This is a genomic window from Nocardiopsis terrae (genome assembly GCF_014651695.1).
Taxonomy (GTDB): domain Bacteria; phylum Actinomycetota; class Actinomycetes; order Streptosporangiales; family Streptosporangiaceae; genus Nocardiopsis; species Nocardiopsis terrae.
Genome location: NZ_BMXJ01000001.1, coordinates 308,882 through 323,583, shown reverse-complemented (window position 1 = coordinate 323,583; position 14,702 = coordinate 308,882). Strand labels below are relative to the sequence as shown.

Annotated in this window: 10 protein-coding genes and 1 tRNA gene; 8 read left to right on the top strand and 3 right to left on the bottom strand. The window is 71.2% G+C overall.

Features of this window, described 5'->3' with window-relative positions; genetic code table 11:
• Both IE195_RS01525 and IE195_RS01520 read right to left on the bottom strand, forming a co-directional pair.
• Positions 1-999, bottom strand: a complete 999-nt coding sequence (locus IE195_RS01525) for a small ribosomal subunit Rsm22 family protein (RefSeq protein WP_191267094.1) — start codon at positions 997-999, stop codon at positions 1-3.
• Positions 1,000-1,064: 65 nt separating this feature from the next.
• The gene (locus IE195_RS01520) at positions 1,065-1,877 is read right to left on the bottom strand and encodes a hypothetical protein (RefSeq protein ID WP_191267091.1); all 813 of its coding nucleotides are present in this window, start codon (positions 1,875-1,877) and stop codon (positions 1,065-1,067) included.
• Positions 1,878-2,056: 179 nt separating this feature from the next.
• On the opposite strand from IE195_RS01520, the gene IE195_RS01515 reads away from it, so the two are divergent.
• Together IE195_RS01515 and IE195_RS01510 are read left to right on the top strand one after the other, a co-directional pair.
• A complete protein-coding gene (locus tag IE195_RS01515; RefSeq protein ID WP_191267086.1) occupies positions 2,057-2,338 on the top strand; it encodes a cory-CC-star protein in 282 nt (93 codons plus the stop codon).
• Complete coding sequence (locus IE195_RS01510; RefSeq protein WP_191267081.1) at positions 2,329-3,267, top strand: ArsA family ATPase; 939 nt, start codon at positions 2,329-2,331, stop codon at positions 3,265-3,267. Before IE195_RS01515 ends, IE195_RS01510 begins: the two co-directional genes overlap by 10 nt.
• 384 nt (positions 3,268-3,651) lie before the next feature.
• Here the strand turns inward: IE195_RS01510 and IE195_RS01505 are convergent.
• Positions 3,652-3,736 (bottom strand) — tRNA-Leu (locus tag IE195_RS01505).
• Positions 3,737-3,872: 136 nt separating this feature from the next.
• Between IE195_RS01505 and IE195_RS01500 the strand changes: the two genes are divergently transcribed.
• From IE195_RS01500 to tmk, 6 genes are all read left to right on the top strand, one after another.
• Positions 3,873-5,195: a M20/M25/M40 family metallo-hydrolase gene (locus IE195_RS01500; protein WP_191267077.1), complete on the top strand. Its 1,323-nt coding sequence runs from the start codon at positions 3,873-3,875 to the stop codon at positions 5,193-5,195.
• Between the two features lie 233 nt (positions 5,196-5,428).
• The gene (locus IE195_RS01495; protein WP_191267074.1) at positions 5,429-6,412 is read left to right on the top strand and encodes a hypothetical protein; all 984 of its coding nucleotides are present in this window, start codon (positions 5,429-5,431) and stop codon (positions 6,410-6,412) included.
• Between the two features lie 156 nt (positions 6,413-6,568).
• Positions 6,569-7,162 (top strand): chaplin family protein, encoded by a 594-nt coding sequence (locus IE195_RS01490; protein WP_191267072.1) that lies wholly within the window; start codon positions 6,569-6,571, stop codon positions 7,160-7,162.
• A 320-nt stretch (positions 7,163-7,482) separates the two neighbouring features.
• Positions 7,483-8,775, top strand: coding sequence for a hypothetical protein (locus IE195_RS01485; RefSeq protein ID WP_191267070.1), 1,293 nt, complete (start codon positions 7,483-7,485; stop codon positions 8,773-8,775).
• Positions 8,776-9,431: 656 nt separating this feature from the next.
• Positions 9,432-12,263 (top strand): type I DNA topoisomerase, encoded by a 2,832-nt coding sequence (gene topA / locus IE195_RS01480; protein ID WP_191267068.1) that lies wholly within the window; start codon positions 9,432-9,434, stop codon positions 12,261-12,263.
• 307 nt (positions 12,264-12,570) lie between these two features.
• Positions 12,571-14,682, top strand: coding sequence for a dTMP kinase (tmk, locus tag IE195_RS01475; RefSeq protein WP_191267066.1), 2,112 nt, complete (start codon positions 12,571-12,573; stop codon positions 14,680-14,682).
• Positions 14,683-14,702: the final 20 nt, after the last annotated feature.

Genomic DNA, 14,702 nt, shown 5'->3' with positions numbered 1-14,702 from the left:
TCAGTGCCCGGCTTCCTCCGGCGGCGGCCAGCCGTCGCCCCACTCGGCCTTGCGGGCCGCGCGGTAGGTCCGGCCCTGGCGCTTGGACACGAGCCGTTCCTCGATCCCCGGGGCGTCGGTGCACAGGTTCAGCGAGACCAGGCCCTTGCGTTTGTGGGGGTGGCGCAGGACGCGGCCGTCCGGGCGTTCGACGGGTTCGGACGTGGCGGCCACGAAGGAGTACTTCTCGTCCTCGAAGCCCAGGGTGCCGAACTTGAGCCTGCGCTGGATCCCGGAGCGGTTGAGCCGCTCGGAGAAGTGGCACCAGTCCTCGCCCGGGGTGATGGGGCAGGCGTGCCCGTGCGGGCAGGGCGCGGCGACGGACTTGCCCTCCGAGGTGAGCACCGCCCGGGCGGCGATGATGCGTTCGTAGCCCTCCGGGGTGCCGGGTTCGACCAGGACGACGGTCCCCGCGCGCCGGGCCAGGGAGCGCACCACGTCCTCCTGGACCTGCGGGGGCAGCTCGTTGAGCACGTAGGACATGGTGGCCAGGTCCACGCGGGGGCCGTCGGGTACGGCGCCGGTGAGCCGGAAGCGTTCCCACTCCGAACCACTGACCGCGGGGGCCGTGGACCTGAGGGCGATCCGTCTGCCGAGCCTGATCGCCGGGGCCGACTGCTCCAGGACGGTGGTGGAGCGCAGGGACGGCCAGGCCGAGGAAGCGGCCCACACGGCCGCCCCCATACCCCCGCCGACGTCGAGGTGGGTGCCCGGGGCGAACCCGGGCATCGAGGCCGCAGCCGACTCGAAGGCGGACCGCGCGGCCGAGAAGGTGGCGGGGAGCCGGTAGGCGGCGTAGGCGACGACGTCGGTGTCCGAGGCGAGAACCTGGTCCCGGGGGTCGACCCTGTTCCGGTACTGACGCATGAGTTCCCGGACGGACGCGGCCAGCTCGTGTTCCTCGGCCCCGTCGGCGACGCTGTCGATCGCCGCGAAGAGCTCGCTGTTCAGATTCCCCATGCCCGTTTCTTCCCGTCCGGCGGTACCGGGGCATTCTATCCGCCCGTTCCCCCTGGTCCCGGGGGTCAGGGGGCCAGGCGGGACTCCGCCGCGGTGATACCCGACCGGCAGGCCCGGGCCAGGGAGCGGTGGTTCGAGAGGCGTTCGAGCAGCCGGTACGGCTGTAGTGGACCGGAGGGGTCCGTTCCGGTCGGGGCGCCCTCGACTCCGTCCACGACCAGGGTCTCCCCGTCGAGCCGACCCGACCGGGACCACCGCTCCCACCGCTCGAAGTCGGGACTGTACTGGTGGGAGAACACGAAGACCGGCTCCTGCGCACCCTCCAGCAGACCGCCCTCCCGTGACCACAGTCCGACGCTCCGTGCCGGGCGGTCCGACCAGTCCTCGGCCGTGACCACCCCGACCTCCGGTGAGCCCGCCCGGTCGCGCACCAGCAGGGCGTCACCGGCGCGCGTCCTCGGATGCGGTTCGTGCTGCTCCTCGACCGAGGCCAGGGACACGAGCAGGCGGGACACCCACCACCAGTTCTCCCGGCGGGCCATGAGGCTGTCCGCGCGCAGTCGGGTGGGCGGGTGCTTGACCGCCTCCTGTTCCACCATGTGCTCGACGAACTCGGTTCCCTCGACGTCCTCGAACACCTCCACGGGCCCGGTGCCGACCACCGCGGTCCGGCCCCCCGCGTCCTCGGCGCTCACGCTGAAGGCGACGCGTCGGCCACGCAGGGAGAGGGCGGTCTCGGCCATGGAGTAGGGCAGGGCGGCACACGGTCTGCCGCGCCACACCAGCGGGACCACGGGGATCCCCGAAGGGCCGGAGGTGGTGGTCCAACTGAGTTCGGCGACGGTTGACCGCTGCCAAACCGTGATGAGGTCAGTCAAGGCCGGGCCTTATGTGTGAGGAATGCCGCATGTTAATTTCTGCTGACCCTAACCCATCCTCCTCGACCGCGATCCCGCCGGGTGACGAGCGCGGAAACGGGATCATGGCGGCGCTCGGAACCCGCCACCCGCGGGGCGGGCGGCTGCCGACACCCCGAACCCGAAGGAGGAGCAGGACCGTGGATCCGCAGGGCGTGCTCTCCCGCGCACGGGAGGCCTGGAAACGGGTGGAGGCCCTCCACGAGGAGGTCTTCGCCTCGCGATGGCGTCAGGAACTGCGCCGGGAGGCGCGCACCCAGGAGGACACCCTGCGGGCCCTGCTGCTCCTGGAGACCCTGGGCGTGGAGGGGCCGGTCTCCTACGAGACCCTCGACCTCATCCCCTACATGGTTGCTGACCTGCACGAATGGCATCAGCGCATGGGGAGTGACGATTTCGGCGGGCCGGGTGTGTGCTGTTGAGGTTCGGCAGACGGCGCCAGGAGCCGCCCCGGGGCCCGAGCGGGCCGCCGCCCATCGTTTTCTTCGGCGGCAAGGGCGGTGTCGGCAAGACCACCATGGCCGCCGCGTACGCACTGCGCCTGGCCGACGAGGGCCTGCGCACCCTGCTGGTGTCCACCGACCCCGCACACTCCCTCGGTGACGCACTCGACGTCCCCCTCGGGGACCGGCCGGTCCGGGTCGTCGAGAACCTCTGGGCCCGGGAGCCCGACGCGGAGGCGGCCCTGCGCCGCCGGGTCCGGCAGATCAGCGACGACGCCGGTGCGGCCCTTCCCAGCGAGATCCTGCCCGCCGTCTCCCGGCACCTCGAACACGCGGCCGCCGGGCCGGGGATGGCCGAGTCCGCGCTGGCCGACCTGCTCATGGACGCGATGGAGGAGGTCCCCGGCACGTGGGACCGCCTGGTGGTGGACAGCGCGCCCACCGGCCACCTGCTGCGCCTGCTGCACCTGCCCGAACTCCTGGCCCCCTGGGTCCAGGGGCTGGTCCGCCAGCGCGAACGCGCCGTCGACGCCGACCGCTTCGCCGTCGGTGTGGTGGGCGGCTCCCAGGAGGACGGGGACGACCCCCTGCTGGAGAGGTTGCACGCCAGGCGCCGCAAACTGGACCGGGCCGCGCGGCGCCTGCGGGAGGAAGCCGAGGTCAGGCTGGTCCTGGTACCCCGCCGGATGGTCCTCGCCGAGACCGACCGCGCCGCCGGCGAGCTCGCGGGCACGGGTTTCCGCCTGGGGGCCGTGGTGGTCAACCAGGTCCCGGCGGACGCCGACCCCGACGTGCTCGAACAGATCCGTGAACGCTTCGGGGACCAGGGCACCGTCGAACTGGCCCTGACCGGACGGGAGCCCATCGGCACCGGGGCCCTGCGCGAACTGGCCGCCCCGTTGGCCTGATCCGTTCGGGAACGGCCGGGCCCGGGATGGGTCGGGTCCGTCTCCGGCGAGGCGTTCGCGCCGGTGTTCGGTGCACGGGGGCGCCTCCAACTCGGAGAGCCGGATGCCCCGAGCGCGTACCCGTCCTCGTCGCGCACGACGCGTCCGAGTCCGGTCCACTCGATCGGCCCCGCCCCGGAGGCCGTTTCGCGCAGGAGTACTCGGTTGTCCGCCCAGGTCGCGCTCCTCCTGGTCCACGCGGGGCATCCGGCCTGCCCAGGCCGAGCGGGAGGTCCCGGCCACCTCCCAGTGCCGGAAGGTGTCGCTGTCCCGGGCCGCGGGGACGGCCTCCGCGTCGGCCTCCGGGAACGAAGAAAGGCCCCGCGCTGCGGGGCCTTCATCCTGTGTCCGAGGGGGGACTTGAACCCCCACAGCCTTAACGGCCACTAGCACCTCAAGCTAGCGCGTCTACCTATTCCGCCACCCGGACCGGGTCGTTCGGCTTCTGTTGCGCCGAACAGGTTTAACCATAGCAAAGGTCTGGGGGCGCCTGAACCAGTTTTCCGGTGGGGGGTGGTCGTGGCAGTGTCTAGGTCGAAAGGTGCGGCCGGAGACGGGAGAGCCAGATGGTGGAACCAGACAGGGGTCCGAGCGCGGGTGAGGCGGAGGTCGCCGACCTGTGCCGGGAGCTCATCGAGATCGACACCTCCAACTACGGCGACCATTCCGGGCCGGGGGAGCGCAAGGCCGCGGAGTACGTCGCGGGCAGGCTCGACGAGGTCGGGGTGGAGTCGCGGATCTACGAGAAGCACCCCGGACGCAGCAACGTGGTGGCACGGATCACCGGTGAGGACTCCTCGCGGCCGCCGCTGCTGATCCACGGCCACCTCGACGTGGTCCCGGCCGCGCCCGAGGACTGGACGCACCACCCCTTCGCCGGTGAGGTCGCCGACGGCTGTGTGTGGGGCCGCGGCGCGGTCGACATGAAGAACATGAACGCGATGGTCCTGGCGATGCTGCGCCAGCGGTTGCGCGAGGGGCGCAGGCCGCCGAGGGACATCGTGCTGGCCTTCCTCGCCGACGAGGAGGCGGGCGGCACCTGGGGCGCCCAGTACCTGGTGGACGAGCACCCCGAACTGTTCGCCGACTGCGACTCCGCGATCAGTGAGGTCGGCGGTTTCTCCTTCACGGTCAGCGAGAACCGGCGCCTCTACCTGGTGGAGACCGCGGAGAAAGGCATCGCGTGGATGAAGCTCACCGCGCGCGGTACCGCCGGGCACGGTTCGATGACCAACCGGGACAACGCTGTCACCGAGCTGGCCGAGGCGGTCGCGAGGTTGGGCCGACACGAGTTCCCCGTGCAGCTCACCCCGACCGTGCGGACCTTCCTGGAGGAGATCTGCGAGGAGTTCCGGATCCCCTTCGAGGAGAGGGACGTGGACGCCACGGTGGCCAGGTTGGGTCCGATCGCCAAGATGATCGGTGCCACGCTGCGCAACACCCTCAACCCGACGGTGCTCGGCGGCGGCTACAAGGCCAACGTCATCCCGGGGGAGGCCACCGCCCAGGTCGACGGGCGCTTCCTGCCCGGGACCGAGGAGGAGTACTTCGCCAGGATCGACGAGCTGCTCGGCCCGAAGGTCAGCCGCGAGTTCATCCACCACCTGCCCGCGGTGGAGACCGGCTTCGACGGCGGTCTGGTCAACGCGATGTCGGAGTCCCTGCTGGCCGAGGACCCGGGGGCCAAGGCCGTCCCCTACTGCCTGTCGGGCGGTACGGACGCCAAGAGCTTCTCCCGTCTGGGTGTGCGCAACTACGGCTTCGCCCCGCTGAAGCTGCCGCCGGAGCTGGACTTCGCCGGCATGTTCCACGGTGTCGACGAGCGCGTTCCGGTGGACGGGCTCCAGTTCGGGGTCCGTGTGTTGGACCGTTTCGTCGGCATGAGCTGACCGACTCGGCTGACCGAAACCCGGGCTGAATCTTCCGGGCCAAGTCCTGCAAAACCGGACGAACCGCGCTGAGAGTTTCTCAGCGCGGTTTGTTTTTCGACGCCTAATAACCCAACGTGATGCTACGGTTGCTTTGGGTTCGACGGTGTTCCTGTTTTCGGGGCTCCGTCGTACGACCGTCAGCGGCGCCGCCGCACGGGACCGTCCAGCAGTAGCGAAACGAAGGGGCATCCATGGTGCTCGCGAGCCGAGGGTGGTTGGTTTCCTCCAGCCGCGCTGCTCGTGATGCCCGTGGCCTCTACGCCCGGTTGCTGCTCCTGTCCGGCATCGTCGCCGTGGCCTGGCTGGCCGGGGGAGTGGGTGTCGCGCACAGCGAGACCTCCCCCGAGCCCAGCGGACTCGGGGGCGACGTCCTGGGCGTCGGTGAGATCACCGAACGCGCCGGTCAGGCCGCCGACGAACTCCGTCAGGCCCGGATCTCCGAGACCACGTCCCGAGCTGCCTCCACCGTTGAGGAGAGCACGGTCGGCGCGGTCGCCAACGAGGTGGTCCACGACACCGGCCAGACCGTCGACCACACGGCGCGCGAGGCCACCGGCCTCGTCACCGGGGTCGCCCGCACCGGACAGGGCGTGGTCGAGTCCACGGACGAGTCCCTGCGTGAGACCACACTGGTCGACGGCGTCACCGAGGGCCTGACCGAAACGGTCGGCCGGGACGGGATCGAGTCCGCGACCGACTCCGACGGGCCCCTGGGCCTGCCGATCCTGGGCTCCACGGAGGCGCCCGCGGCCGCATCCGCCGACAAGCGTTCCGACGCCGAGGCGGACGAGGGCGAGCGCGGCGACCGGGAACAGGACGAGCAGGACAGCGGCGACCGGGACGGTCGTGTGGTGCGCGTCGACGGCGATGTCGCCGCCCACGTCGCCGAGACCTCCTGGCGGGTGGCCAACGAGGCCGCCCAGAGCGAGGACCGCGCGGACTCCGAGGACGACTCGGCCGAGCGCATCCGCCTCATCGGCGGTGGCTCCCACCACCAGGTCGGGCCGGACACCACGGGTGCCTCCGCCCCGTCCTTCCCGACACCCGGCGCAGCCGGTTTCCTGATGGCCCGCGCCGGTCACATGGTGCTCCGGGCCCAGCGGGTCGCCCTGCCCGGCGACCCCACCCTGGTTGTCCGCGACGCCGCGGACGACCCCTCCTTCTCCCCCGACTAGTCGCGCTCCAGACCGCGGCCGGTCCGTGCGCCCTGCGCACAGCCGCCTCACCTCTTCTCGGTGGGCGTGCTCTCCTTCCCTTGGCTCCCATGCCGGGAATCCGTCCGCGGTCCCACGAGTAGCCAGTAGACCTCCTCGTCGACCAAAGGACAGCCGATGACCCAGTCAACCCATCTCCGAGTCGCCACCCTCGTGGCCGCAGGTCTCCTCGCCACCACCCACGGCATCGCCCACGCCGACACCACGACCAGCGGTAACGGATCGATCGGCGGAGGCAACCAGGTCGAGCTCGACCTCGACGCCCCGGTCAACGCCTGCGGGAACTCCGTCGCGGTACTCGGTTTGGCCGGCGCCGACTGCACCGGCGGCGACGCCAAGGTGACCGACGCCCCCTCCGACCCCTACCCGGGCTACGACGACTACGAGCCCGAAGAGGACGAGGAGGAGGAAGAGGAGCCGGAGGAGGAGGCCCCCGAGGAGTCCCCCGAGGAGGAGGCTCCGGAGGAGAGCCCCGAGGAGGAGGCCCCGGAGGGGGAAGAGGAGGACCGCGAGGAGCAGACGGACGAGGAGAGCTCCGAGCAGCCCTCCGAGTCCGCATCCCCGTCCGCCCCGCCCGCCGACGAGAGCCGCCTCGCGGTCACCGGTGCCGACCAGAGCGCCCTCGTCGGGCTGGTCGCCGCCGCCGTCCTCGCGGTCGCCGCCGGCGCCGGGCTCCTGCTCTTCGGCAAGCGCCGCAGGACCCGGGCCTGATCAGCCGCCCGGGCCGTGCGGCCCGGGGGTTGACGCGAGTCCCGCAGCACCGGCCGAGGCCACGTGCTCGGGGTTCACGTCAGCCGCCGCTCAACCAGAGCGGAGCTGATCGACGGGGCGCGGTCGTCCGTACGCAGCCAGCGCAGACGTGACGAGACCACACCCAACAGACCGGCAGACCACGCACCGACCAGGTGCGGAGCCGACCGGATGATCCCCGGCCCCGGCCGAAGGCCCGCGCCCCACCCAGGGGTGTGGAACGGCCTGTGGCCCGTGCACGACACCTTCTCATCAACTCGTTTTTCGAAAGGACTTCCCACATGCGTAAGTGGGCTAGCACCTCCGCGAAGTCCGTGCTCATGGCGGCCGGCTTCGTCGCCCTGGGCAGCGGCGTCGCCTTCGCCGACACCGACGCGGCCACCAGCGGCAACGGCTCCGTGCTGGGTGGCAACCAGGCGGTCCTCAACGCGGACGTCCCCGTCAACGTCACCGGCAACGCCGTCGGCGCCGTGGCCGGGATGGCGGGTGCCTCCAGCACCGGCTCCGACGCCAAGGTGATCGACCACCACCACGACGAGGTGCACACCTCGGGCAACGGCTCGGTCCTGGGCGGCAACCAGCTGGTCGTCGACGGCGACGTCCCGGTGAACGTCACGGGCAACGCGATCGGCGCAGTGGGCGGCGTCGCGGGCGCCTCCTCCACCGGCAGCGACTCCAAGGTCCTGCGCGACGGGCACGGCCACAAGCACGACGACCCCGAGGTCGCGACCTCCGGCAACGGCTCGCTCATCGGCGGCAACCAGCTCGTGGGCGACCTGGACGTGCCCGTGAACGTCTCCGGCAACGCGATCGGCGCCGTCGGCGGCGTCGCGGGTGCGGCCGCCACCGACGCCGACGCGATCGTCCGTGAGCACCAGAGCGCCCCCGTCCAGCACCAGTCCGGTCAGCTCACCGCGACCGACGTGGTCACCGAGGCGGTCGAGAACGCCTCGCTCCTGCCCGACACCTCCGGTGTGGACGCGGGCGTCCTGCGCCAGTCCGCCCCGGTCCGTGAGCACCAGTCCATCGCGACCTCCGGCAACGGCTCCGCGCTCGGCGGGAACCAGGCCGTCCTGGACCTGGACGTGCCCGTGAACGTGGCCGGCAACGCCGTCGGCGCCGTGGGCGGCGTCGCGGGTGCGGCCGCCACCGACAGCGACGCCGTGGTCAAGGAGGCCGAGCACGACATCGCGACCTCCGGCAACGGTTCGCTGGTCGGCGGCAACCAGCTCGTGGGCGACGCCGACGTCCCGGTGAACGTCGCGGGCAACGCGGTCGGCGCCGTCGCGGGTGTGGCGGGCGCCTCCTCCACCGGTAGCGACTCCAAGGTCGTCCACCAGAGCGCCGGGACCGAGGCGCAGAGCTCCGCCCTGGACGGCGCGCCGGTGGTCGGCGAGCTGCCCGAGGTTCCCGTCTCCGAGATGCTGCCGGTCGGCTACGACCTGAGCGAGACCGCGGCCCAGTCGGTGGAGGAGCACGCTCCGGAGCGTGCCGACGAACTGCCCGAGGCCGCCGAGATGCCTTCCGTCGACCCCGTCGGTGACCTGCTGGGCGCCGCTGGCGTCGGTCTGTAGGGGCCAGCACGGGTCCGAGAGGACCTGAGTGGGGCGCGCCCGTTCACGGACGCCCGCCGGACCAGGGGAGTGCGGTCTCCCGTTCCGTTATGGAACGCGGTGGACTGCGGGAAACCGGACTCCCGGGTGAGGCGGACGCGGTGGCCGGGACGGTGTCCCCGCGACCGGCACCGAGGTGCCGTGTGCGTCCGAAGCCGAGACCGGTGGGTCGCCTCCGCGCTCCCGTTCCGTTATGGAACGCGGTGGACTGCGGGAGGGTGGAGGTGACGGCCGAGCTCAGGACGTGAGCCGAGTCCTCCCGGGAATATCCGGGAGGACTCGCCGCATTCTGGAGGCAGAGACACCCTGAGCCCTTAAGTGTGAGGCAAGTCACCATGACAAGGTGTTAGAGGTGCTCGTCAGAGTCGGTAACGGCCCGAAGGAGAGCGTCGCCACGGCCGGGAGCGCACGTTACGGGCCGGTACCGGTCGGGGTAGCGCTTATTCTGCGGGTGCCGGTGGACGGCGGTCCGGATCCCGCGAAGGGTCCTCCCCGAACGGGGGAACGGACCCGCTCACCGACGGGGGAGTGCCTGTAGTTCGGTTACTGTCGGTTCCCACGGGAGTCGAAGGACCGAGGCCGACAGAACACGTAAGGCTAGACGTAGGGGAAACAGCGTGCCACCCAAGAAGGGCAGCGCCGGCAAGAACGGCTCGAAGGACAGCGGAAGCCAGGGGGCGGGTACCGCCCTCGTCATCGTCGAGTCGCCTGCCAAGGCGAAGACCATCGCCGGTTATCTGGGTCGCGGCTACGTCGTGGAGTCCAGCATCGGCCACATCCGTGACCTGCCCACCAAGGCCGCCGAGATTCCCGCCAAGTACAAGGGGCAGCCCTGGGCGCGGCTCGGTGTCGACGTGGACGGTGACTTCGAACCGCTCTACGTCGTCAACACCGACAAGAAGGCACACGTCAAGAAGCTCAAGGAGCTCATGGCGGACGCCGACGAACTCCTGTTGGCCACAGATGAGGACCGCGAGGGCGAAGCCATCGCCTGGCACCTGCGCGAGGAACTCAAACCCAGGATCCCCGTCCGCCGGATGGTCTTCAACGAGATCACCAAGGACGCCATCCAGCACGCCGCGAACAACACGCGCGACCTGAACACCCGTCTGGTCAGCGCCCAGGAGACGCGGCGCATCCTCGACCGCCTCTACGGCTACGAGGTCTCCCCCGTGCTGTGGAAGAAGGTCATGCCGAAGCTCTCGGCGGGCCGTGTGCAGTCCGTGGCCACCCGACTGGTGGTCGAGCGCGAACGCGAGCGTATGGCGTTCACCTCCGCCGAGTACTGGGACCTCAAGGCGGTGTTCGACGCCACCGAGGCCGGTGCCTCCGACGGTCCCGCCACCTTCCCCGCCACCCTGGTGTCCGTGGACGGCAAGCGGATCGCGGCCGGACGCGACTTCAGCTCCCAGGGCACCATCCGCGCCGACCGGGACGTACGCCACCTGGACGAGGCGGCGGCCCGGGGCCTGGCCGAGCGCCTGGCCGGGGCCGGGTTCGCGGTCAGGTCGGTGGAGCGCAAGCCCTACCGCCGCTCGCCCTACGCGCCCTTCCGCACCACCACCCTCCAGCAGGAGGCGTCCCGCAAGCTCAACCTGTCCGCGAAGCAGACCATGCAGGTCGCCCAGCGGCTGTACGAGAACGGTCACATCACCTACATGCGTACCGACAGCACCACGCTGTCGGACAGCGCGGTCAACGCCGCCCGCAACCAGGTGCGGCGCCTGTACGGCGGCGACTACCTGCCGGACAAGCCGCGCGTGTACGCCAAGAAGGTCAAGAACGCGCAGGAGGCGCACGAGGCGATCCGCCCCGCGGGCGAGAGCTTCCGCACCCCCGCCGAGACCGGGCTGTCCGGCCCCGAGTTCCGGCTCTACGAGCTCATCTGGAAGCGCACCGTCGCCTCCCAGATGAAGGACGCGGTCGGCGAGTCCGTCACCGTGCGTATCGAGGGCACCTCCACCGGCGGCGAGGTCGCCGAGTTCAGCGCCAGCGGCAAGGTCATCACCTTCCACGGCTTCCTCAAGGCCTACGTGGAGGGGTCCGACGACCCGGCCGCCGACCTGGACGACCGTGAACGCCGCCTGCCCGCGATGGCGGAGGAGGACCCGGTCAAGGCGCAGAACCTGGAGGCCGAGGGGCACAGCACCCGGCCGCCCGCGCGCTACACCGAGGCCACACTGGTCAAGGAGCTGGAGGAGCGGGAGATCGGTCGCCCCTCCACCTACGCCTCGATCATCGGCACCATCCTCGACCGCGGCTACGTCTTCAAGAAGGGCACGGCGCTGGTGCCGTCCTTCCTGGCCTTCGCCGTGGTGCAGTTGCTGGAGCGGCACTTCGGCAACCTGGTGGACTACGAGTTCACCGCCCGCCTGGAGGACAGCCTCGACGACATCGCCCGGGGCGAGGCCGAGAGCCTGCCCTGGCTGCGCCGGTTCTACTTCGGCGGCCAGGACTCCGACGGCAACCAGGAGACGGGTCTCAAGGAGCTGGTGGGCGACCACCTCTCCGAGATCGACCCCAAGGAGGTCAGCTCCCTGCCGCTGCCCGGTACCGACATCGTGCTGCGGGTGGGGCGCTACGGCCCCTACCTGGACCGCGACGGCGTCCGGGTGAACGTGCCGGAGGACCTGGCCCCGGACGAGTTGACCGAGGCCAAGGCCGAGGAGCTCTTCGCCCAGCCCAGCGGCGACCGGGAGCTCGGCGCCGACCCGGAGACCGGCCGCACGATCGTGGCCAAGTCCGGGCGCTTCGGCCCCTACGTCACCGAGGTCATTCCGGAGCCGGAGGAGGCCGAGGGCGGAACCAGGGGCAAGTCGAAGAAGGCCAAGGTCAAGCCGCGCACCAGCTCGCTGCTGAAGAGCATGGACCTGGACACGGTCACCCTGGAGGACGCGCTGCGCCTGCTGTCCCTGCCCCGCGTGGTGGGCCAGCTCGACGGTGAGGACGTCACCGCCCAGAACGGGCGCTTCGGCCCGTACCTGAAGAAGGGCACCGACAGCCGCTCCCTGGAGACCGAGGAGCAGATGTTCACGGTCACCCTGGAGGAGGCGCAGGCGATCTTCGCCCAGCCCAAGCAGCGTGGCCGCCGTGCGGCCGCCCCGCCGCTGCGCGAGCTCGGGGAGGACCCGGCCTCGGGCGCCAAGATGGTCGTCAAGGACGGCCGCTTCGGCCCCTACGTCACCGACGGGGACGTCAACGCCTCGCTGCGCAAGGGCGACGAGGTCGAGTCGATCACCGACGAGCGCGCCGCCGAGCTGCTGGCCGAACGCCGGGCCAAGGCCCCCGCCAAGAAGAAGGCGCCGGCCAAGAAGAAGGCGCCGGCGAAGAAGCCCGCGGCGAAGAAGAGCACCACGGCCACCACGGCCACCAAGAAGGCGACGACGGCGCGCAGGACCACCGCCAAGAAGACCGGAGAGCCGAGGACGGACGCGAAGAAGTCCGACTGAGCCCTCCGGGACCGGCGGCCGCGGTGACCGTTCGACCGCCGTTGCCGTTCGGGCCGGGCGGTCACGGACCGCGGAGCCTCTTTCCCACCTGGGCGTTCCCACACAGGGGCGCCCAGGTGAGTGTTTCGGGGCACCACGGCGGATACGCCACCTCACCCCCTGTTCGGGGATGATCTTCCGTACTAGTCTGTGCGTGACGGCTGGGGACACAGAATCGTGTGTGACCCTTGGACGTATCCCCCGATTCCCTGGATGGGCGACCGACGCCTGTCAGTTCCTATCCCCCTCATCGATAATCTTGAGCGCTATGAGCAGATCTGCACCCCTGGGAGCGCCGGCCGAGGCGCAGAACGTCCTCGCGATCACACCCTTCAGAAGGCTGTGGATCTCGCTTTCCCTCTCCAGCCTGGGGGACTGGCTGAGCCTGTTGGCGTTGGTGTCCCTCGCGGCCATCTTCACCGCCGAGAGCTCCACTCTCGTCCAGTACCTCGCCGTGACCGGCGTCGTCGCCGTCAAGCTCGCCCCCTCGGTCCTGCTGAGCCCCCTCGCCGGGGCCGTGGCGGACCGCCTGGACCGGCGGTGGACGATGGTCGGCGGTGATGTCCTGCGGGGCCTCCTCTACGCCTCCATCCCGGTCGTCGGACTTCTGGCCTCCGGTTTCGCGCTCCAGTGGCTGCTGATCGCGAGCCTGCTCGCGGAGATCACCGCCCTCTTCTGGACGCCCGCCCGTGACGCCACGATCCCCAGCCTCGTGCCCAAGCGCATGCTCGGCCAGGCCAACAGGCTGACCCTGCTGGCCACCTACGGCGCCGCTCCGGTCGCCGCCCTGCTGTTCGCGGTGCTCGCCTCGGTCAGCAACCTGCTGGGCGCGTTGGTGCCGTCCATGGCCAACCCCGAGGCCGACGTCTCCCTCTACCTGAACGCCCTCACCTTCTTCGTCGCGGCGATCGTGGTGGCCGGGCTGCCGCTGCCCAAGCACACGGTCTCCAGGGACTCGCTGAGCCCCGGCCGGGACGCGAACATCCTCAGCGCGGTCCTCGCCGGGCGGACCGCGGTCGGCGGCGGACCGCTCGTGCGCGGCGTGGTCACCGGCCTCGCGGCCACCGCGGCCGCGGGCGGCCTCGTCCTCGGTGCGGGCCGACCGCACGTGGAGGACCTCGGCGCGGGCAATGCGGGCTTCGGCGTCCTGGTCGCCGCGCTCTTCCTGGGCCTGGGTCTGGGCCTGGTCTCCGGGCCGCGGATCCTCAAGCAGTTCAGCCGCCGCCGACTCCTCGGCCTGGCCGCCGTCCTGGCCGCCCTGGCACTGCTCTTCACCGGTGCGATCGCCGACATGGTGCTCTCCGCGGTCCTGGTCCTCCTGCTGGGCCTGGGCGCGGGCCTGGCCTGGGTGACCGGGACCTCCCTGATCGGTGTGGAGGTCGAGGAGGACCAGCGCGACGCCGCGTTCGCCCTGCTGCACGGCACCGGTCGGCTGGCCGTGCTCCTGGGCGCCGTCCTGGCCCCGCTGGCCGCCGGGTTCGCCGGTGACCACGAGATCCCGCTCGGCGGCCCGATCACCTACGACCTGCACGGCAGCGGCCTGGTCCTGATGGCGGGCGGACTGGTCGCGCTGGTCGCGGCCGTCGTCGCCTACACGCAGGCCAACCGGGAGGACCCGGAGGCCGGTCCCGGCCTGCTCCCCGAACTCTTCGCGGCCCTGCGCGGCGTCACCCCCGGCGTCGAGGAGGAAGAGGAGGACTCCCGGATCACCGGGGCCTTCATCGTGATCGAGGGCGGTGAGGGCGCGGGCAAGTCCACCCAGGTGCGCGAACTGACGGTGTGGCTGCGCGACCAGGGCTTCGAGGTGGTGGGCACCCGCCAGCCGGGCGCCACCAAGCTCGGCATGCGCCTGCGCGGCATCCTGCTCGACAGGGAGAACTCGCACATCACCGACCGCGCCGAGGTACTCCTGTACACCGCGGACAAGGCCGACCACGTGGAGCAGGAGATCCTTCCGGCGCTGCGCCGCGGCGCCGTGGTGATCAGTGACCGCTACGTGGACTCCCTGCTCGCCTACCAGGGGGCCGGACGCTCCCTCGCGGTCGACGAGATCCGCACGATCAGTTCGTGGGCCACCCAGGGCCTGGTCCCGGACCTGACGGTGCTGCTCGACGTGCGGCCCGAGGACGGCCTGTCCCGCCTGGGCGGACCGGCCGACCGTATCGAGTCCGAGTCGGTGGACTTCCACAACAGGGTCCGCAGGGGCTTCCGGGCGCTGGCCGAGGAGGACCCCGACCGCTACCTGGTGCTCGACGCCCGCGAGCCGCAGGAGAGGATCACCAGGGAGATCCAGCGGCGGATGCGTCCGCTGCTGCCCGACCCGGTCGACTCCAGCTCCGAGGCGGTCACCGGCATGATCCCGGTGATCAGGCCCGAGTAGCACCCGGCGGTACCCGTTCG

What these genes read in the sequence shown, in the direction of transcription:
- IE195_RS01525 (WP_191267094.1), bottom strand. Translation starts at nt 999, where the DNA reads ATGGGGAATCTGAACAGCGAGCTCTTCGCGGCGATCGACAGCGTCGCC.
- IE195_RS01490 (WP_191267072.1), top strand. Translation starts at nt 6,569, where the DNA reads ATGACCCAGTCAACCCATCTCCGAGTCGCCACCCTCGTGGCCGCAGGT.
- IE195_RS01500 (WP_191267077.1), top strand. Translation starts at nt 3,873, where the DNA reads ATGGTGGAACCAGACAGGGGTCCGAGCGCGGGTGAGGCGGAGGTCGCC.
- IE195_RS01485 (WP_191267070.1), top strand. Translation starts at nt 7,483, where the DNA reads ATGCGTAAGTGGGCTAGCACCTCCGCGAAGTCCGTGCTCATGGCGGCC.
- IE195_RS01495 (WP_191267074.1), top strand. Translation starts at nt 5,429, where the DNA reads ATGGTGCTCGCGAGCCGAGGGTGGTTGGTTTCCTCCAGCCGCGCTGCT.
- tmk (WP_191267066.1), top strand. Translation starts at nt 12,571, where the DNA reads ATGAGCAGATCTGCACCCCTGGGAGCGCCGGCCGAGGCGCAGAACGTC.